Source organism: Stenotrophomonas sp. 99219_Sma, from assembly GCF_056480785.1.
This window is the reverse complement of record NZ_CM151117.1, coordinates 3,782,071-3,800,136: the sequence shown is the minus strand read 5'-3', so window position 1 is coordinate 3,800,136 and position 18,066 is coordinate 3,782,071. Positions and strand designations below refer to the sequence as shown.

General features: G+C 65.7%; 13 protein-coding genes and 1 riboswitch. Of the genes, 10 read left to right on the top strand and 3 right to left on the bottom strand.

The features are described from left to right. The first annotated feature begins 225 nt into the window (after positions 1-225). Positions 226-327, top strand: a riboswitch (TPP riboswitch). Between the two features lie 82 nt (positions 328-409). From thiC to ACZK13_RS17330, 5 genes are all read left to right on the top strand, one after another. Beyond that, complete coding sequence (gene thiC, locus ACZK13_RS17350; protein WP_071228157.1) at positions 410-2,254, top strand: phosphomethylpyrimidine synthase ThiC; 1,845 nt, start codon at positions 410-412, stop codon at positions 2,252-2,254. Between the two features lie 137 nt (positions 2,255-2,391). Next, on the top strand, positions 2,392-3,063 hold the full coding sequence (locus ACZK13_RS17345) for an ion channel (RefSeq protein ID WP_032128402.1): 672 nt from the start codon (positions 2,392-2,394) through the stop codon (positions 3,061-3,063). A gap of 260 nt (positions 3,064-3,323) precedes the next feature. Further along, complete coding sequence (locus tag ACZK13_RS17340) at positions 3,324-5,648, top strand: winged helix-turn-helix domain-containing protein (protein WP_478481993.1); 2,325 nt, start codon at positions 3,324-3,326, stop codon at positions 5,646-5,648. Positions 5,649-5,763: 115 nt separating this feature from the next. After that, positions 5,764-6,663, top strand: a complete 900-nt coding sequence (locus ACZK13_RS17335; protein WP_478481991.1) for a helix-turn-helix transcriptional regulator — start codon at positions 5,764-5,766, stop codon at positions 6,661-6,663. Positions 6,664-6,712: 49 nt separating this feature from the next. After that, entirely contained in the window at positions 6,713-9,577 is a 2,865-nt protein-coding gene (locus tag ACZK13_RS17330; RefSeq protein ID WP_478481990.1) for a TonB-dependent receptor domain-containing protein, read from the top strand. Between the two features lie 179 nt (positions 9,578-9,756). Here the strand turns inward: ACZK13_RS17330 and ACZK13_RS17325 are convergent, their stop codons facing one another. Both ACZK13_RS17325 and ppa read right to left on the bottom strand, forming a co-directional pair. Further along, a complete protein-coding gene (locus ACZK13_RS17325) occupies positions 9,757-10,878 on the bottom strand; it encodes an HDOD domain-containing protein (RefSeq protein WP_032128397.1) in 1,122 nt (373 codons plus the stop codon). A gap of 152 nt (positions 10,879-11,030) precedes the next feature. After that, the gene (gene ppa / locus ACZK13_RS17320) at positions 11,031-11,567 is read right to left on the bottom strand and encodes an inorganic diphosphatase (RefSeq protein WP_005410935.1); all 537 of its coding nucleotides are present in this window, start codon (positions 11,565-11,567) and stop codon (positions 11,031-11,033) included. A 184-nt stretch (positions 11,568-11,751) separates the two neighbouring features. On the opposite strand from ppa, the gene ACZK13_RS17315 reads away from it, so the two are divergent. The 4 genes from ACZK13_RS17315 (at position 11,752) to ACZK13_RS17300 (ending at position 17,021) form a co-directional block, all read left to right on the top strand. Beyond that, the gene (locus ACZK13_RS17315; RefSeq protein ID WP_189719997.1) at positions 11,752-12,225 is read left to right on the top strand and encodes a hypothetical protein; all 474 of its coding nucleotides are present in this window, start codon (positions 11,752-11,754) and stop codon (positions 12,223-12,225) included. Between the two features lie 72 nt (positions 12,226-12,297). Continuing rightward, positions 12,298-12,798, top strand: a complete 501-nt coding sequence (locus ACZK13_RS17310; RefSeq protein WP_014038389.1) for an RNA polymerase sigma factor — start codon at positions 12,298-12,300, stop codon at positions 12,796-12,798. A 104-nt stretch (positions 12,799-12,902) separates the two neighbouring features. Next, positions 12,903-13,835 (top strand): FecR family protein, encoded by a 933-nt coding sequence (locus ACZK13_RS17305; RefSeq protein ID WP_125894996.1) that lies wholly within the window; start codon positions 12,903-12,905, stop codon positions 13,833-13,835. 267 nt (positions 13,836-14,102) lie between these two features. Then, positions 14,103-17,021 (top strand): TonB-dependent receptor, encoded by a 2,919-nt coding sequence (locus ACZK13_RS17300; protein ID WP_478481988.1) that lies wholly within the window; start codon positions 14,103-14,105, stop codon positions 17,019-17,021. A gap of 78 nt (positions 17,022-17,099) precedes the next feature. Here ACZK13_RS17300 and ACZK13_RS17295 read toward each other — a convergent pair whose 3' ends face one another. Then, positions 17,100-17,357, bottom strand: a complete 258-nt coding sequence (locus ACZK13_RS17295; RefSeq protein ID WP_006390068.1) for a DUF2789 domain-containing protein — start codon at positions 17,355-17,357, stop codon at positions 17,100-17,102. A gap of 106 nt (positions 17,358-17,463) precedes the next feature. Here ACZK13_RS17295 and ACZK13_RS17290 point away from each other — a divergent pair, with 106 nt between their 5' ends. Beyond that, a complete protein-coding gene (locus ACZK13_RS17290) occupies positions 17,464-18,051 on the top strand; it encodes a biliverdin-producing heme oxygenase (RefSeq protein WP_049400694.1) in 588 nt (195 codons plus the stop codon). Positions 18,052-18,066: the final 15 nt, after the last annotated feature.

Below are 18,066 nucleotides of genomic sequence, written 5' to 3'. Positions count from 1 at the left end.
GGGATTGAGGGGAGCGAGCAGAGCTTGCTGCGAGGGGCCGGCGACATGCAGCACAGACCGGGCAGGGGCCGCGGAGGCGGCGGGGAAACACCGGCCGCAGCGGCACGATGCGTGTGCACGTTACTGAATGCGATGTCACGGTTCTGTTAATACAGAAACAGCGGATCCACGCCGTGCGTGGATGGAACAGCCAGGAGCTGCAGTGCGTTCTATGCTCTAATGCACACCAAGAAGCGGGGGTACCGCGGCCATGTGGCCACGGTTGAGACAGTCCCTTGGAACCTGATCCGGCTCATACCGGCGTAGGGAAGCTTTGTAGTGCAGCCATGCCCGGACTCCGCCCAAGGACCGTCCGGGCGCGGCAGCAGTGCGCCGCCGCTTCGTCCCTGACCTTCCTGGACGATGCCCGATGAACGCACAGCTCTCCGCCCTGCAGCAACAGGCCCAGCAACTCTCCGAATCCGTGACCCGGCCCATTCCCGGCTCGCGCAAGATCCACGTGCCCGGTTCACGCCCGGATCTGCAGGTGCCGATGCGCGAGATCGCGCTGACCCGCACGCCGACCTTGTTCGGTGGCGAAGAGAATGCACCGGTGACCGTTTACGACACGTCGGGCCCGTACACCGATCCGGAGGTGCGCATCGATCTGTCCGCTGGTTTGCCGGCACTGCGTCGCGGCTGGGTGGAAGAACGCGGTGATACCGAGCGGCTGGAAGGACTGAGCTCTTCGTTCGGTCGCGATCGCGAGCATGACCCGAAGCTTGATGCGGTGCGCTTCCCCGCGCGCAGCCTGCCTCGCCGTGCGCGTGCAGGTGCCAACGTCACCCAGATGCACTACGCGCGCCGCGGCATCATCACGCCGGAAATGGAATTCGTCGCCATCCGCGAGAACCAGCGGCTGGACGCGATCCGCGATGCCGGGCTGCTGCAGCAGCACCCGGGCGAGGCGTTCGGCGCTTCGATCCAGAAGATCATCACCCCGGAGTTCGTGCGCGACGAAATCGCCCGCGGCCGTGCGGTGCTGCCCAACAACATCAACCATCCGGAAAGCGAGCCGATGATCATCGGCCGCAATTTCCTGACCAAGATCAACGCCAACATCGGCAACAGCGCTGTTTCCTCGGGCATTGCCGAGGAGGTGGAGAAGCTGGTGTGGGCGATCCGCTGGGGCGGTGACACGGTGATGGACCTGTCCACTGGCAAGCACATCCATGAGACCCGCGAGTGGATCATCCGCAACTCGCCGGTGGCGATCGGTACCGTGCCGATCTACCAGGCGCTGGAGAAGGTCGACGGCCGCGCCGAGGCGCTCACCTGGGAAATTTTCCGTGACACGCTGATCGAACAGGCCGAGCAGGGCGTGGACTACTTCACCATCCACGCTGGCGTGCTGCTGCGCTATGTTCCGCTCACCGCCAAGCGGGTCACCGGCATCGTCAGCCGCGGTGGCTCGATCATGGCCAAGTGGTGCCTGGCACACCACAAGGAGAACTTCCTCTACACGCATTTCGAAGACATCTGCGAAATCATGAAGGCCTACGACGTGACCTTCTCGCTGGGCGATGGCCTGCGCCCGGGCTGCATCGCCGATGCCAACGACGCTGCGCAGTTCGGTGAGCTGGAGACGCTGGGCGAACTGACGAAGATCGCCTGGAAGCACGACGTGCAGACCATGATCGAAGGACCCGGCCACGTGCCGATGCAGCTGATCAAGGAGAACATGGACAAGCAGCTGCGCGAATGCGGCGAAGCGCCGTTCTATACGCTGGGGCCGCTGACCACCGACATCGCACCGGGCTACGACCACATCACCAGCGCGATCGGTGCGGCGATGATCGGTTGGTTCGGTACGGCGATGCTGTGCTACGTGACGCCGAAGGAGCACCTCGGCCTGCCCAACCGCCAGGACGTACGCGACGGCATCATGGCCTACCGCATCGCCGCGCATGCGGCCGACCTGGCCAAGGGACACCCCGGCGCACAGGTGCGCGACAACGCGCTGAGCAAGGCACGCTTCGAGTTCCGCTGGGAAGACCAGTTCCATCTCGGGCTGGACCCGGAGAAGGCCAAGGAATTCCATGATGAGACGCTGCCGAAGGATGCGCACAAGCTGGCGCACTTCTGCTCGATGTGCGGCCCGCACTTCTGCTCGATGAAGATCACCCAGGACGTGCGCGACTACGCCGAGGCCGGCATGAAGGAGAAGTCGGAAGAGTTTCGCGCGGCCGGCGCCGAGGTCTATCACCAGGGCTGACGTGTAACGGGTAGTGCCGGCCGCTGGCCGGCATTCCGTCGTGCGTGGGACCGGGAGAGTGCCGGCCAGTGGCCGGCACTACCGCTCATCACGTCGCTCCCGGCTATCCTCCGCCCATCACCCTGGGGAAGGACGCCATGCCCGTTGCCATCACCACCCGCTGGCTGGCCATTGCCCGCCGCCATCCTTCGGCCTGGCTGCTGGGTGCCCAGTTGATCGCGGTGCTGCTGTATCCCGCACTTGATGACACCGCCGGCGGCCGTGCGGCACTGGGCATGTTCGGCATGGCGGTACTCGGCCTGGCGCTGTGGGTGGTCCAGCGCAGTCCGCTGGGCACCTGGCTGGCACTGCTGCTGGCCATTCCTTCGGTGGTGTTCTCGCTGGCCGGCGCACTGCTGGATCGCAGTGCGCTGCTGACCACCGCGCAGCTGCTGGAAAGCCTGCTGTACTTCTATACGGCCGGTGCGCTCATCGCCTACATGCTCCAGGACCATAAAGTCACCCGCGATGAACTGTTCGCAGCAGGTGCGACATTCACGTTGCTGGCGTGGGCCTTCGCGTTTGCTTTCGCCGTGTGCCAGCAATGGTATCCGGGCAGTTTCCAGGGCACCGGTGGTGGCGCGCAGCGCACCTGGATGGAGCTTCTTTATCTGAGCTTCAGTTTGCTCTCGGGTGTTGGCTTGAGCGACGTTGTGCCACTGCATCCGCAGGCGCGCGCCTTGGTCATGCTGGAGCAGTTTTCAGGCGTGATGTACGTAGCTTTGGTGGTTTCGCGACTGGTTGGATTGACCATGCTGCGGCGCATGTGAAAATGAACGCCAGATAAAAATTTCGCGCCCCGCAGGGCGCGAATGGTGCAGCAAATTATGTGAATGCGTCGGCGAGAGAGAGCCTGGATGTCGACCACGCGATAGGCGAGGTAACCCGCATAGGCTAGTATTCGCCCGCTTCATTGTTTTTGCGGTATGCGCCGATGCTTTGTGCGGAGTCTGGCTTTTTGCTGTTCCCAGGACGGGAGGGTATCGAAGGCAAACGCTGCCCCGGACCTGTCTCTACTGTGTAGCGGAAAATGAACAGCAGTGAAAACCAGCCCCCCGGATTCGATCGGATCCGGATAGGAGAGTGCACTGTCACTCTGTCCTCGCGCGAAGTCGAGGTCGTGGGTGCGCGTCGCCCGCGTCGGCTGACGCCGAAGGCGCTGGGCGTGCTGCGTGTGCTGCTGCGCCAGCCGGGGCGTGTTGTCACCCGCGATGAACTGTTCGCGGAAGTCTGGCCGGACACGCTGCCGACCAATGATGTGCTTACCCAGGCCGTCACCCAGCTGCGCAAGGCGTTCAGCAACGACGACGACAACGGCCAGGCCTATATCGAGACCATCGCCAAGACCGGCTATCGCCTGCTGGTGCCGGTGCAGGTACTGGACGATGTCGAGCCGGCGCCGCCCGCGGGAGCCGATGACGAAATCGTGGACATGCAATCGGCGATGGCCATCGCCGAGATGATGCCGCCACACGTGCAGGCATCGCGCCGCCGCTGGCGCCACGTCCGCCGGCGCGTACTGCTGGTGCTGGGCGTGCTGATGCTGGCCACGGTGGTGGTGCTGACCGCGCTGCTGCTGCGGCGGGCACCGGCCAGCAGTTCAGCTGTGGACGCGGCCGTAGAGAACGGCACGCGCGTGATCGGCAGCCCGCAGCGTCCCTATCGGTTGATCACGGCGACCAGCGGCTTTGAAACCTATCCCACGCTTTCACCCGATGGTTCATTGGTGGCCTATGAGGGCGCCAACGAAGACGGGCAGGGCGGTGGCGCGATCAAGGTGCAGACCTCCGGCAACGCGCCTGCGCGGCAGCTGCTGGCTCCGCCGGCCGGCTCGGTCGATCGCTTCCCGAGCTGGTCGCCGGATGGACGCGAGATCGCCTTCGCGCGGTTCAGCAACAACGGCGGTTGCCAGGTGCTGATCGCCAGCGCGACCGGTGGTGCCCTGCGCCAGGCCACACGGTGCGATGGCACCGAGCTGCTCAGTTTCGACTGGACGCCGGACGGCCGTGGTCTGGTGTTCGGCAGCATGGTGGGGCGCTATGCCCATCGCGGCATCCGCAAGCTTGATCTGGCCAGTGGCCAATGGGAGGCGCTGGACTACGGTGTCGCCGAGGATGACTTCGACTATGCGCCGCGCTACTCGCCTGATGGCAAGTGGCTGGTATTCGTGCGCAATCCGCAGCTGGGCGACCTGTGGCGCATGCCGGCCGCAGGTGGCACGCCCGAGCAGCTGACCAACGAGGCCGCTGAACTGCGTGGCTGGGCCTGGTTGCGTGATGGCCGGACGATCGTGTTTGGACGCCGTGTCGACAGTGAGGTGCGCCTGTATTACCTGGACGTCGAGAGCCGCACGCTGCGCGACGCCGGGCTCGACGACGCACAATGGCCGGCGACGGCGCGCCGCGCGGGCATGCTGGCCTTCGTTCACCGCCGCGCGCAGTTCGGCATCTTCAAGGTGCCGATGGAGGGCGGTTCACCCCCGCAGCGTCTGTTTGCGTCCAGCGGCCGGGATGGGCAGCCGATGGCGGCGCCGGATGGACGCCAACTGGTGTTCACGTCCGATCGTTCAGGCAGCTTCGCGCTGTGGTGGGCGGACATGGAGCGCCCCGATTCGCTGCGGCCTATCGAAGGATTGCGGCCTGAGGCACGTCAGGCACCGGACTGGTCGGCCGACAGCCGGCGGTTGCTGGTGGTCGGGCGCGACGAACACGGACGCACGGTGGTCTATGAGATCGCACCGCGTGACGAACGCGTCCAGCCGTTGCCGGTACCGTCGGAGCAGCCGCTGCAGGCACTGTACGGCGCAAACCCGGACCAGCTGCTGGTAGTCGAGCGCGATGACCAGCAACAGACGCGGCTGAGCCTGTTTGATCGAAGCGTGCAGCCTTGGCGCCGCCTTGCCAGCATCGAGGGCGTGTCTCAGGCGCGGTTCGATCGCAGCAGCGGGCGAGTGCTGTTCACCCGCCTGGCGGCAGGCGGCCTGTGGTCGGTGGATGCGGCGCTGGCGCCAGGCAGCGTGCAGCAGATCAGCGATGACCAGCCCAGCCGGTGGCGGTACCGGGCCTGGACCGTGGCCGGCAACAGTGCGATCGGCTATCTCGGTACGTCCACCCGCTGCGGTACGACACTGGTGCTGATCCAGGCCGGGCGCGAGGAACCGGAACGCTGCCTGGATGCGGAACGCCTCAGTGCCGGCAACGGGCTGAGTGCCGGCGCCGATGGGCGCACCCTGTTCGTGGCAATGGCGGTCAGCGACGGTGCCGACATCGGTGTGATGCGTTTGCCCGAGCGCTCGCCGACGCTGCTTCCGGCGTTCTCCAAGTTGTTGTTGTTCAACGGAAATGGGCCTTCGTAATTTCTTCGTGGCGACCTCGCCGCGAATTCGTGGCGATCTCGTCTGACTTTCCTGACGTGGTGCCGCCTGATTTGGCAAAACGGAGGCCTGTACTAGGCAAATCCGTGGTGCCCCCATGCGTCAACTCTCGCTGGCCGATCGCGGCCAAACCGTCTCTCTGGACCGGTCGCTCGACGATGCTGCGCCGACCTGCCTGGGCGTGGCCCGGCTCGGCAGCCTGCAGACCGCAGGCAGCAGCTTCACTGTGTGGATGCAGGTGCGCGGCAGCTCCTGGGTGGAAGCCAAGGAAGGACGCTTCCGCTTGCGCCAGGGCGAGTGGATCGCCTTCGAGAAGGAGTCGCGGCCGCTGGTGCAGGCCGGTCGCAACGGCTTGTGCGTTGGCCTGAACCTGACGGTCGAAGCGCTGCGCGTGCTGGCCGAGATGGCCGATTGCGGTCTGTATGCCGGGCGTGGCCGCATGAACCGTGGCGATGCCCGCGTTGCGCTGCGCCTGTGGCGCGATGCGCTGGCCAGTGGCCAGCCGGCACAGGCACTGCGCCCGCTGCTGCTGCACCTGGCGGGCCTGCAGCGTGGGCTGGCCGACAATGTACAGCGTTGCCCGGGGCGCTCGCGCAGCCGCAAGCGCCAGGTGTTCGGCCGCATGCAGCGCGCCCGCCTGTACCTGGAAGGCAACAGCCACCGCGTGGTGCGCATCGGTGAACTGGCCGAGCTGACCAACTTCTCCAGCTGGTATCTCTCCAAGACCTTCCAGAGCCTGTACGAGGAAAGCCCGCAGTCGCTTTCGGCGCGGCTGCGACTTGAGCGCGCTGCCGACCTGCTGCGTGACACCGACATGATGGTCGGCGAAGTTGCTGCAGCCAGTGGCTTCGACAACTGCTGCAGCTTCGCGCGTGCGTTCCGCGCCCGCTACGGCCAGTCCGCATCGCGCTTCAGGGAGAACGGCGGCTTGCTGCCGCCAAAATCTGCAAAGTCTCCGGTTGGTTCGCGCAAATACAGCGCTGCAACGCAATCGTAACGTGCTGGGGTGTTTTAACACGCTACTAACACGTACCTTGGAGAGATAGATGAACGTTCGTATTCCTGCAGTGCGGCTCGGCTTGTTGCCGGCCGGCATTGCGCTTGCCTTGGCACCGTCCTTCGCTTCGGCGCAGGACGCAGCTGCCAGCGGCACGACCGACCTGGACCGCATTTCGGTTACCGGTTCGCGCATCCGCCAAGCGAGCATGGAAACCGCGCAGCCGGTGATCGCGCTGCAGCGCGCAGACATTGAAAAGCAGGGCTTCACCAGCGTTGCCGACATCGTGCAGAACCTGTCGGCAACCGGTTCGCCGGCGATCAGCCGCGCCGATGCCCTGAGCTCGGGCGAAGAAGTCGGCGGCCAGTATGTTGACCTGCGCAACCTCGGCCCGCAGCGCACCCTGGTACTGCTGGACGGCAAGCGCATGGGCGTCAGCTCCGGCGGCTACACCGATCTGGCGTCGATCCCGACCTCGATCGTCGAGCGCGTGGAAGTGCTGACCGACGGCGCATCGGCTATCTACGGCTCCGATGCCATTGCCGGCGTGGTCAACATCATCACCCGCAAGAACTTCGATGGCCTGGAAGCGAGCGTCTACCGCGGCCAGTACGGCCAGGGCGACGGCGACAAGGAAACCTACAACTTCGTCTACGGCATGACCAACGACCGTGGTTCGTTGACCTTGGGTGCCGAGTACAGCGACGAGAAGCCGGTGCTGGCCAAAGACCGCCGCTTCAGCGCCTATGCCAATGGCCCACGTCATCCGTTCCCTACCGAAGATGACGCCAACGGCTGGTCGGCGATCACCGAGAAGGGCGTATTGGTCAACGGCGGCAACAACTACGTCGTGAACCCTGGCGCCGATCCGACCGATTTTGCCAACTACCATGAGCTGACCAACGCCGACCTGTCCAACCCGACGCAGCAGATGTATCTGTCGACCGGGATCAAGCGTCGCTCTGTGTTCGCCAACGGCCAGTACGATTTCACCGACAACATCCGCGGTACCGCCAACGTTTTGTACACCGAACGCGAGGCGCTGCAGCAGATCGCCGGTTACCCGTACCGCTCCAGCGCGTATGGCACCAAGCTGTCCAAGGACAGTGCGTTCAACCCTCTGGACCAGGATGTCGACTTCATGCGTCGCACCTGGGAAATGCCGCGCCAGACCAAGTCCGAGCTGAATACCTTCCGCTTCTCGGCCGGCCTGGAAGGCTCGTTCGAGTTCGGCGATAAGTACTTCGATTGGGATGTCGGTTACGTCTACAACCGTAACAAGGGCACCAAGACCGGCACCGGCAACCTGTTCATCCCGAACGTGAAGAATGCCGTCGGCCCGTCGTTCGTCGAGAACGGCGTCGCGTACTGTGGTGCCCCGGGGGCGGTCATCGCCGGTTGCACCCCGTGGAACCCGCTGCTTGGTTATGGCATCGACGGCGCTGGCTCGCTGTCCAACCCGGATCTGCAGAAGTACCTCTTCCTGCCGACCCACGACACGTCGCTGACCACCTCCAAGGTCTACAGCGCCAACCTGTCCGGCGCGCTGTTCACCCTGCCGGCCGGTGACCTGTCGTTTGCAGCAGGCTACGAGCACCGCGAAGAGCAGGCCGAATACAACCCGGATGCGCTGCTTCAGTCGGGCCTGAGCACCGACCTGGCCGGTGCGTCCACCGCCGGTGGCTACAAGCTCAACGAGTTCTTCCTCGAGCTGAACGTACCGATTCTGGCCGACCTGCCGTTCGCCAAGGAACTGTCGGTCGACATGGCCGGCCGTTACTCGGATTACAACACCTTCGGCAACACCTTCAACAGCAAGTTCGGCCTGAAGTGGAAGCCGATCGATGACCTGCTGGTGCGCGGTACCTACGCCACGGGCTTCCGTGCGCCGACGGTGGCTGACCTGTACGGCGGCACCTCGCAGACCTTCGACAAGTACACCGATCCGTGTGACACCCTGTTCGGTGCGGCGGTACGTAACCCGCAGGTTGCCGCGCGCTGCGCCGGTGCCGTCCCGGCCAACTTCCGCCAGGAAGCATCCGGCGGCATTGATGCCACTGGCCCGGGGTCTCAGTCCAACTACGCCTACCTGTCCGGCTCCAATGCCGAACTGCTGCCGGAAACCTCCAAGACCTGGACCGTCGGCCTGGTGTACAGCCCGAACTTCGTACAGGGCCTGGACATCAGCCTGGACTGGTGGAAGATCCGCATCGACAACGTGATCGCGGCCGAATCGGTTACCTCGATCCTCAACCAGTGCTACATTCTGGGCAACGCCAACGCGTGTGATCGTGTCACTCGAGATCCGGAGAACGGCTCCCAGGTGACCGACGTCACCCGTACGCTGATCAACGGTGGTTACCAGGAAACCGCTGGTTACGATCTGGGCATCAAGTACCGCCTGCCGGAGTTCTCCTTCGGCAACATCGTCATCGACTGGAAGACCACCTACGTCGATTACCTGGAGTACAAGCGGGACAACGAAGAGCAGACTGCCGTCGAGCAGCACACCGGCTGGGGCACTGGCGACTGGGGTGGCAACTTCCGCGTGCGTTCGAACCTGAACATCGATTGGAGCCTGGGCAACTTCGGTGTCAACTGGGGCATGCGCTACTACTCCGGCCTGAAGGAAGAGTGTTCCTACGACCGCACCGGCGGTGCCGAGTGCAACAACCCGGACTTCTCCTCGGCCTACACCCTGGCCATTCCGGTTCGCAACACCGGTTCGAACACCTTCCACGACCTGCAGGTGCGTTACAACACTCCCTGGAACGCCACCATCTCGGCAGGTGCCAACAACGTGTTCAACCACGAGGGCCCGGTCATGTACAGCCAGCCGAACTCGAGCTTCTCGTACTACGGTGGCTTCGACATCGGTCGCTTCTACTACATGAAGTACACCCAGCGCTTCTGATCCATCAAAGCGTGACAGCAGAAAGAGGAGGGCGGGCCGCAAGGTCCGCCCTTCTTGTTTGCGCGCTGCACCGACTGAGGAGATCCACGCCATGCGTGGATGAGTCTTCAGGCACAACGGAAAAAGGCAGGCCATCCGGCCTGCCTTTCATACCCAGAGAACTCGCCCGGGACGGCGCCTCAGGCCTCGCTCGGTACCAGTCCCATCAACGCATTGGCATGCTCGCGCCACTGCGGCAGCCTGTTGAGTACACCTGCGCGCTGCAGGTAGTCCTCATCCACCGGATCGCCGTTGACCAGCGCCAGCGCCACATGCACCGCACCGGTCACCCAGAAGCTGCGCGTATTGGCGCGCTGCGGCTGCAGATGGAAGGCAACCGCTTCGATGATCGGCATCGGCAGGCCCCACAGGCCCAGCAGGTAGGCGCCGGCCTCGGCATGGCCGGGGCGGGTGTCACCGGCCAGCGACGGTTCGCTGCGCTCGTTGCGTACGCCGGGCAGCAGCAGGCCGATGTCGGCCAGCAGGGCGGCGGTCGCGCCCAGTTCGGCACTGGATTCGGGCAGCAGGCGCGCGGCCAGGCGCGAGGCGAGCAGGGCGCGCTGCTGCAGCGAATTGCGTTCGGCGGTGGACAACGTGGGTGCGGAAAACACCTCGCTGGCCAGCACCAGGTCGCGCAGCGTCGACAGGCCCAGGCGGGTCACGGCCGTGCGCAGGTCAGCGATGGTGCGTCCCTGGCTGAAGAACGCCGAGTTCGACAGCTGCAGCACCTTCGCGGCAATGGCCGGGTCGGCCGCCACCAGCTTGGCGACGTCGGCGCTGTCAGCGTCGTCGTCATGCTCCAGCGCCTGGGTCAGGCTCAGGTACAGGTGCGGCGGCGAGGGCAGCTTCTCGATACGGCCGATGGCATCGCGCAGGCGTGGGCTGTCCAGTACTTCGCGCAGCTCTTCCAGGCTGGTCAGCGCTTCCAGCAGCACTTCCGGTGCCAGTGGCAACGGCAGGAAACGGTGAGCGACACCGATCAGGCGTGCCGGCGGCGGCCGGTTGCCGTGCTGGGCATCGATCAGCGCGATGCGGATGGTTTCCGGGCGCAAGGTCCGGATCTGGCCCAGCAGCGTGGTGGCATTGAGATCCGGCAGCTGCGGGCAGACGATCACCGCATCCACGCCCTGCGTGGCCACCGCAGTCATCGCGGTCTGGCCATCGGTGGCGGTCAGCGGCTGCCAGTCTTCCCCAAGATCGGCAATGAATTCGGTCAGCTCGGCCGGCAGGCTGGCTGCATCCCCAACAAGCAGAATACGCACGACACATTCCCCTGGCTGTCTCGACGATGGATGTCGACGACGTGTGAAGTGACGCAATTTACCTAATACGGCGGCACGTGTGATGTGCCGTCGTCATGAAACGTGACCCGCATCGCTCCGGCGGGGTGCCGCCGGAGCGATCCGGTTCAGGCTCAGGCCTTGCTGTCGAGATGGCGCTGGTGCGCCTCGATCAGGATCTGCTTGGCCTCAGCGGCGCCGCCCCAGCCGTCGAGCTTGACCCACTTGCCCTTCTCCAGGTCCTTGTAGTGCTCGAAGAAGTGGCCGATGCGCTCCAGCCAGTGGCTGGACACCTGGGCGATGTCTTCGACGTGGGCATAGCCACTGAAGATCTTCGAGACCGGCACGGCCAGGATCTTCTCGTCGCTGCCCGCCTCATCGCTCATCTTAAGCACGCCGACCGGACGGCAGCGCACGACCGAGCCCGGCACCAGCGGCAGCGGCAGCACCACCAGCACGTCGGCCGGATCGCCGTCGCCGCACAGGGTGCTCGGCACGTAGCCGTAGTTGCAGGGGTAGCGCATCGGGGTGGACAGGATACGGTCGACGAAGATCGCGCCGGTTTCCTTGTCCACTTCGTACTTCACCGGCTCCGAGTCCTTCGGGATCTCGATGATGACGTTGATTTCTTCCGGCGGGTTCTTGCCGGGCGAGACGAGTTCCAGACCCATGGTCGTGCTCCAGGTGGGGGATGTAGACGGATAGCCCCCCATTTTATGCCTTTGCCGGGCGCTGTGCAGAGGGAGGGGCCGACGGCGCTGCGGAGCGGGGGCCTACCCGGCAGGCCGGGATTGGCTGATGGGAGCGGCCGGCATGGGAGCGCAGGCTGGACCAACCTTCCCAAGGAGTCTGCCCATGAACGTGTCTGCCCTGCCGTTTGGCCTGACCTGCATGCTGCTGGTTGCGCCTTTGGCCCAGGCGTCCCCTTATGTCGACCTGATCGACTACCCGCACCAGGAGGCCAACTGGGACCGCTTCTTTGCCCTGGAAGGCCGTTTGCAGCATGGCTTCGATGCCATCTGTGGCGACACCTTCTGCGAGGGCGAATACAGCGATATCCGCGCCCTGCGCCTGCGCTGTTCGGTGGATGCGGTGCGGGGAACCGTGCATGAATGCCTGTGGGCATTCGCCGCCAGCGATCTGGAGGTGTCCCGCAACGATGGCGCGATCGTGGCCCGGCAGCCGACCTGGTTGTGCCGCCTGCCGCTGGTGGCGGGTACCCCGGTGGAAGCCTTCCATGCCGCGCTCGCCGCCCGCGATCCACTGCATGACCCGCTGCCGGGGACCTCGCAGAGCGTCTATGACGGGCTGACCGGGTGCATCCATTGATGAGAACGTGACTGATTCTCATTAACGGAGTAGCATGCGCGGCGCCTTCCGTCTGTCGTCCCGGTTCCGCGCATGTCCTCCAATGCCGCCTCCCTCACCGAACTGCTGATCCGCGAGCGGCCTGCGTTGCTGCGCCGGGTGCAACGCATCCTGGGGGGCGACAACGGCGCCGAGGACGTGATCCAGGCGGTGTGGTTCAAGGCACGTGGCGTCGATGACAGCCAGGCCATCGACAACCCGCGCGCCTATCTGTACCGGCTGGCCGCCAACCTGGCCACCGACCATGGCCGCGAATCGACCCGGCGCAACCGTCTGCTGGCCGACCACTACCTTTGGGGGCCGGACGAGGTGATCTCGACTGAGGAGCAGGCGATGGCACAGGACGAGCTGCAGCGGGTGCTCGACGCGGCGGGACACCTGCCGGAGCCGACCCGCACCATCTTCCGGCTCAACCGCCTGCAGGGCCTGACCCAGGCCGAGATCGCCCGCCGTCTGGGTGTGTCGGTGACTACCGTCGAGAACCATGTGCGCACCGCGCTGCAACGCCTGGCCTGGGCGCGCAGCGGCCGATGATCGCCCCGGCTTGGGGCTGGCCCTCGCTGAAACGTCTTGATCACTGGACCGTGGATGCGGTCTAGTTCCTCCGCCCGCGCTTGAATGCGCCTGTCCGCCAGCCGATGAGCCCGCCGAACACGCTGCCCGCCGCCAATGACGATGCCCTGGCCGAACAGGCCCGGGGCTGGATCGCGTGGCTGGCCTCGGGTGACATCGGCGAGGGGCGCATGCATGAGTTCGAACGCTGGCTGGCACAGCCGGGGCACCGTCGGGCCTTCGAGCACGAGCGCGCGCTGTGGCGCAGCGTCGGACCACGCCCGCAGGCCCGGCCCGCCGAACGCCGGCGCCCGCGGCGGCTGCGCTGGGCAATGGCCGCTGCAGCTGCGCTGGCGATGCTGGTGGCATGGCCGGAGGCCTGGTTGCGGCTACAGGCCGACCATCGCAGTACGCATGTCGTGCAGAACGTGCAACTGCCCGATGGCAGTCGAGCCGTGCTGGATGCGGACAGCGCGATCGCCGTGCGGTTTGATGCCGATGCACGCCGGATCGAGCTGCTGCGCGGGCGCGCCTGGTTCGAGGTCAGCCCGGATGCCCAGCGGCGTTTCAGCGTGCGCGCGGGCAATGGCGTGGTCGAGGACATCTCGACCGCGTTCTCCGTCGCACGCGACAACGATCAGGTGGAAACCCAGGTCGGACAGGGCAGGGTGCGCGTGGCCAGCCCGGCCGACGGTGGCTGGACCTACCTGCAGGTGGGACAGCGTGCGGTCTATGGCGAGCGCAGTGGCGTGACGCGTCTGGGAGATGTGGCGGCCGACAGTGTCGGCGCGTGGCGGCAGGGTGAACTGCTGCTGGAGCAGGCCAGCGTCGCCGAGGCCATGCAATGGGTCGGGCGCTATCGCGCTGGCCCGACCTTCGTGCGTGGCGATCTGTCGCAGCTGCCGGCCGTCAGTGCAGCATTGCGCATCGATCGCCCGGAGCAGGCGCTGGATGCGTTGGCGGCAACAGCAGGTCTTCGGGTTACTCGTCTTCCATTCGGCGTCGCCATCGTGCAGTAGATCCACGCCATGCGTGGATGACCGTCCCTGTGCCGACCAACGGTCGGCACCCACCACTGCAACCAGCCGACCCACGGTTGGCACCCACCGCGGCAACCAGCCGACCCACGGTCGGCACCTGTCGCGGCCGCAAATCGCTCTTGGGGTTGCCGCGCTTTCATCCGTCTTACTCCGCGAACGTACCCGCCGCCGCCAGTACGTCGCCGTGTCCGCCCGTGTTGCGGATGTCGCCGCGCCCGCGGCACCGATTACCTGACAGGTTCCCCCATGTTCGATTTCCATCGTCCGGGCCGCATGCCGCGCCCGTCCCGCCTGTGCATCGCCCTGCTGGCGGCCGGCCTGGCCAGCGCCGCGCCCTCCGTACTCGCGCAGGATGCCAGCGGTGACCACGCTGCCCTGCAGCGCTTCGATATCCCCGCGCAGCCACTGGACGAGGCGCTGCGCAGCTACATGCGCCAGTCCGGCGTGCAGGTCGTGTACCCGGCCACTCTGGCCCGGGGTGTGACCTCGCGTGCGGTCAGCGGCAGCCTGTCGGCCAGCGAGGCTTTGCAGTACCTGCTGCAGGGCAGTGGCCTGGCGGTGCGCCGGGTCAGTGCCGATGCGGTGACCCTGGAAGCGGCAGCGTCGGCGCAGGCCGACAGCGGTGTGATCGTCACCGATACGCTGAGCGTGGCCGGCGACCGTATCGACAGCGGCGCAACCAGCGACGAGGCGCGCCTGCTCGACGGCTATCGCAGCGTCGGCTCCACCACCACGCTCAACCGCACGCACCTGGAGCGATTCCGCGGTACGTCCAACGGCGACATCGTCAAGGGCGTGGCTGGCGTCACCGCCGGTGATCCGCGCGTGGGCAACGGCTTTGACGTCAACATCCGTGGCATCCAGGGCCAGGGCCGCGTGCCGGTGATCATCGACGGTGGCCAGTCCAGCATGGATACCTACCGTGGTTATGCCGGCCAGTCGCAGCGCACCTACCTCGACCCGGACCTGATCTCCAGCCTGACCATCACCAAGGGCCCGAGCCTGCAGGCCAACGCCTCCGGTGGCATCGGCGGCGTGGTCGAGATGGAGACGCTGAAGATCGGTGACGTGCTGCGCGAAGGGCGGGACTTCGGCGTGCGCGTGCGTGGCGGCCTGGCCAACAACAGCGCCAACAACCTGCCGTCCTACAGCGCCGCGCCGCGCACCGACCGCAGCGCCACCGGTAGCCAGTTCTTCAACGTGGCCGCTGCGGGACACTGGGATCGCTTCGACCTGGTTGCCGCCTACGCCTACCGCGACAACGGCAACTACTTCTCCGGCAAGCATGGCTACGATGACTTCCCGCAGACCCGGCGCACGCTGGCACCGCTGAATCCGCCGCGTACCGAGGTGTTCAATACCTCGGCCCGCGCGAAGTCGGCGCTGCTCAAGGGCACCTGGCGCATCGACGATGCACAGACCCTGGAAGCGGGCTACCGCCGCTACGAGGGCACCGCCGGCGAGATCATGGCCTCGCAGATCATCCGTGTGGATCGTGACCGCATTCCGCAATGGGACCCGGGCCACGTCGACATGGACAGCTACACCCTGCGCTATCGCTTCAACCCAGACAGCGAGCTGGTCGACCTGCGCGTCAACGCCACGTACACCGATACCGACAGCGTGATGTACAACAGCCTGACCGGCATCACCCCCTGGTACTTCGATCGCCGCACCGAGTGGTACGACGCGCCCAGCTTCAGTGGCGACCCCGGTTACAAGGATGCCTACCGCAATCCGCTGCGGCAGAAGCGCTTCGGCCTGGATGCCAGCAACACCTCGAAGTTCGACACCCACGCCGGTGCATTCACCCTCGACTACGGCCTGTCCTACAGCGATGAGGACATTGCACCGGGCAGTTCGGGGCCGGTCATGCACGATGACCTGGTCAACAACCGCTTCCTGCGCAACGCCGAGCGCAAGGAATACAGTGCCGTGGCCTCGCTGAAGTGGCAGCCCGATGAGCATTGGGAACTGCTGGCCGGCGGCCGCTGGAACCGCGTGGATGTGCATGACCGCAACCGCCTGGCCACGCCCGATGCCTACGAGGTGCAGGGCCAGTACCGCTACACCGAGCTGCTCAATGGCAACCCGGCGCTGCCGTCGTGGCGGGCCAAGCGCATCGCGCTGCTGAACTGGTATCCGGACGCCAACGGCAATTTCACCCAGGAATCGCTGCTGGCTTCACCGTACAAGAAGGGTACGGTGGGCGACATCGGTGGCTGGAACTTCTACGACGCCGGCAAGGCGCAGGACCTGGAAGTGCCGGTCAGCTGGAGCTGGTCGCAGCCGATCCGCCGCCGCGACACCGCGTTCTCGCCGACCGCCAGCGTGGCCTACCGCTTCAGCGAAGACACCATGGTCTACGTGAAGTACGCCGAAGGCACCAAGCTGCCGAGCCTGTTCGAGACCACGCTGGGCCTGTTCACCGCCGCCAAGCCGGTGGGCGAGCTGAAGCCGGAGCGTGCGCGCAGCTGGGAGATCGGTGCCAGCACCATCCGCTATGACCTGTTCACCGCCGGCGACCGCCTGGCGCTGAAGCTGGCGTACTTCGATACCCGCATCGACGACCTGATCACCCGTGACTACCGCACGCTGTCGGCAGGCCTGATCCGCAACGTCGACCAGTTCAAGGTCTCGGGCATGGAGTTCCAGTCCAGCTATGACAGCGGCAAGGTATTTGCTGATCTGTCCGCGCACTATTACTTCAAGGCCAAGACCTGCGCACCGGACATCGCTGCCGAGCGCCGTGCCTATGGTGCACAGCGCAGGAACGATGAACTGGCCAACACGCCGAACTGCGTGGACGGCGGCTTCGAGGGCTCGTACACCAATACCCAGAACCCGCCGCGCTACATGGTCAACCTGACCCTGGGCTCGCGCCTGTTCGACGAGCGCCTGACCTTCGGTACCCGCGTGGTCCACAACGCCGGCCCGATCAGCAAGCTGGACAAGGACTGGAACGTGGGCCTGTCGGCGATCCAGCAGCTGTACCGGCCGAGCACCCTGGTCGACCTGTTCGCCAGCTGGAGCTTCAACGACCAGCTGTCGGTGGAGACGGGCGTGGACAACGTCACCGACCGCTACTACCTGGATCCGCTGGCGCTGGGCGTGATGCCGGCCCCGGGCCGCACCGCGCGGTTGGCGTTGACCTGGAAGTACTGATCGGTCGCGGATGAGCGGTGGGGTCGGATCCCTTTCCTGCGGAAAGGGCCCTGACCCCAGCGAGCCTGCTTAGCCCACTTACAGCCCGGTCGCCGCCTTCACCGCATCTTCGTGCAGCGACTCGTTCAGCTCATCCACCACCGTGGTCCATGCCGCATCGGCCTGCAGCGACTCGGACAGGAACTGGCGCTGGGCATCGTTCCAGTACGGTGCCTCGACCACTTCCACATCGGTGGCCAGCTGGTGCTCGCGGATGAAGCGGGCGATGCCCTCGGCGCTGGCATCCAGGCCCAGCTGCAGGAACAGGTTGGTCATGCGCGGTTCGGTGGTGATCATCGTCGGTTCCTGCGGGAAGAAGGGATACGCCATTATCGGTGCACATGGCCTTGGGGAAAGCCCCGTGGCGAACGTCTACAGCAGGACGACCCCCTTGGCATCCCCCATGAACGCACACATCGCCCCTGAAGACAGCCGCAGCCTGCGGCTCAAGGCCGCCACCCGCGACAGCCATGGCGCGCTGGACAAGCGCATCATGGCCGGCGACATCTTCGCCGACCGCAGCAACTTCGCCCGTTTCCTGCGCGTGCAGTACCGCTTTCATCGCAGCATCGATGCGCTGTATGCCAACCCTGCGCTGGATGCACTGCTGCCGGACCTGGGCGAGCGCCGCCGCCTGACCCAGGTGGCGCGCGACCTGCAGGATCTGGAGCAGACCCTGCCGGGGGCCGACATCGCGGCGTTGCCGTCCGATCTGGAGCTACCCGCCGCATTGGGGTGGCTGTATGTGGCCGAAGGCTCCAATCTCGGCGGCACCATTCTGTACAAGATGGCTGCCAAGCTCGGCCTGGATCGTGATTTCGGCGCCCGCCACCTGGCCGCACACCCGGATGGCGCGGCGCGCCACTGGCGTGAATTCACCGCTGCGCTGGATGCGGTGCCGCTGAGCGCCGAGCAGGAGCAGCAGGTGATCGATGCGGCGGACGCCGCCTTCCGCAGCGTGCACGGCCACGTCGAAGTGGAATTCGCCTGATGCACGCCTCCCGCC

What these genes read in the sequence shown, in the direction of transcription:
- thiC (WP_071228157.1), top strand. Translation starts at nt 410, where the DNA reads ATGAACGCACAGCTCTCCGCCCTGCAGCAACAGGCCCAGCAACTCTCC.
- ACZK13_RS17345 (WP_032128402.1), top strand. Translation starts at nt 2,392, where the DNA reads ATGCCCGTTGCCATCACCACCCGCTGGCTGGCCATTGCCCGCCGCCAT.
- ACZK13_RS17340 (WP_478481993.1), top strand. Translation starts at nt 3,324, where the DNA reads ATGAACAGCAGTGAAAACCAGCCCCCCGGATTCGATCGGATCCGGATA.
- ACZK13_RS17335 (WP_478481991.1), top strand. Translation starts at nt 5,764, where the DNA reads ATGCGTCAACTCTCGCTGGCCGATCGCGGCCAAACCGTCTCTCTGGAC.
- ACZK13_RS17330 (WP_478481990.1), top strand. Translation starts at nt 6,713, where the DNA reads ATGAACGTTCGTATTCCTGCAGTGCGGCTCGGCTTGTTGCCGGCCGGC.
- ppa (WP_005410935.1), bottom strand. Translation starts at nt 11,567, where the DNA reads ATGGGTCTGGAACTCGTCTCGCCCGGCAAGAACCCGCCGGAAGAAATC.
- ACZK13_RS17315 (WP_189719997.1), top strand. Translation starts at nt 11,752, where the DNA reads ATGAACGTGTCTGCCCTGCCGTTTGGCCTGACCTGCATGCTGCTGGTT.
- ACZK13_RS17310 (WP_014038389.1), top strand. Translation starts at nt 12,298, where the DNA reads ATGTCCTCCAATGCCGCCTCCCTCACCGAACTGCTGATCCGCGAGCGG.
- ACZK13_RS17305 (WP_125894996.1), top strand. Translation starts at nt 12,903, where the DNA reads ATGAGCCCGCCGAACACGCTGCCCGCCGCCAATGACGATGCCCTGGCC.
- ACZK13_RS17300 (WP_478481988.1), top strand. Translation starts at nt 14,103, where the DNA reads ATGTTCGATTTCCATCGTCCGGGCCGCATGCCGCGCCCGTCCCGCCTG.
- ACZK13_RS17295 (WP_006390068.1), bottom strand. Translation starts at nt 17,357, where the DNA reads ATGATCACCACCGAACCGCGCATGACCAACCTGTTCCTGCAGCTGGGC.
- ACZK13_RS17290 (WP_049400694.1), top strand. Translation starts at nt 17,464, where the DNA reads ATGAACGCACACATCGCCCCTGAAGACAGCCGCAGCCTGCGGCTCAAG.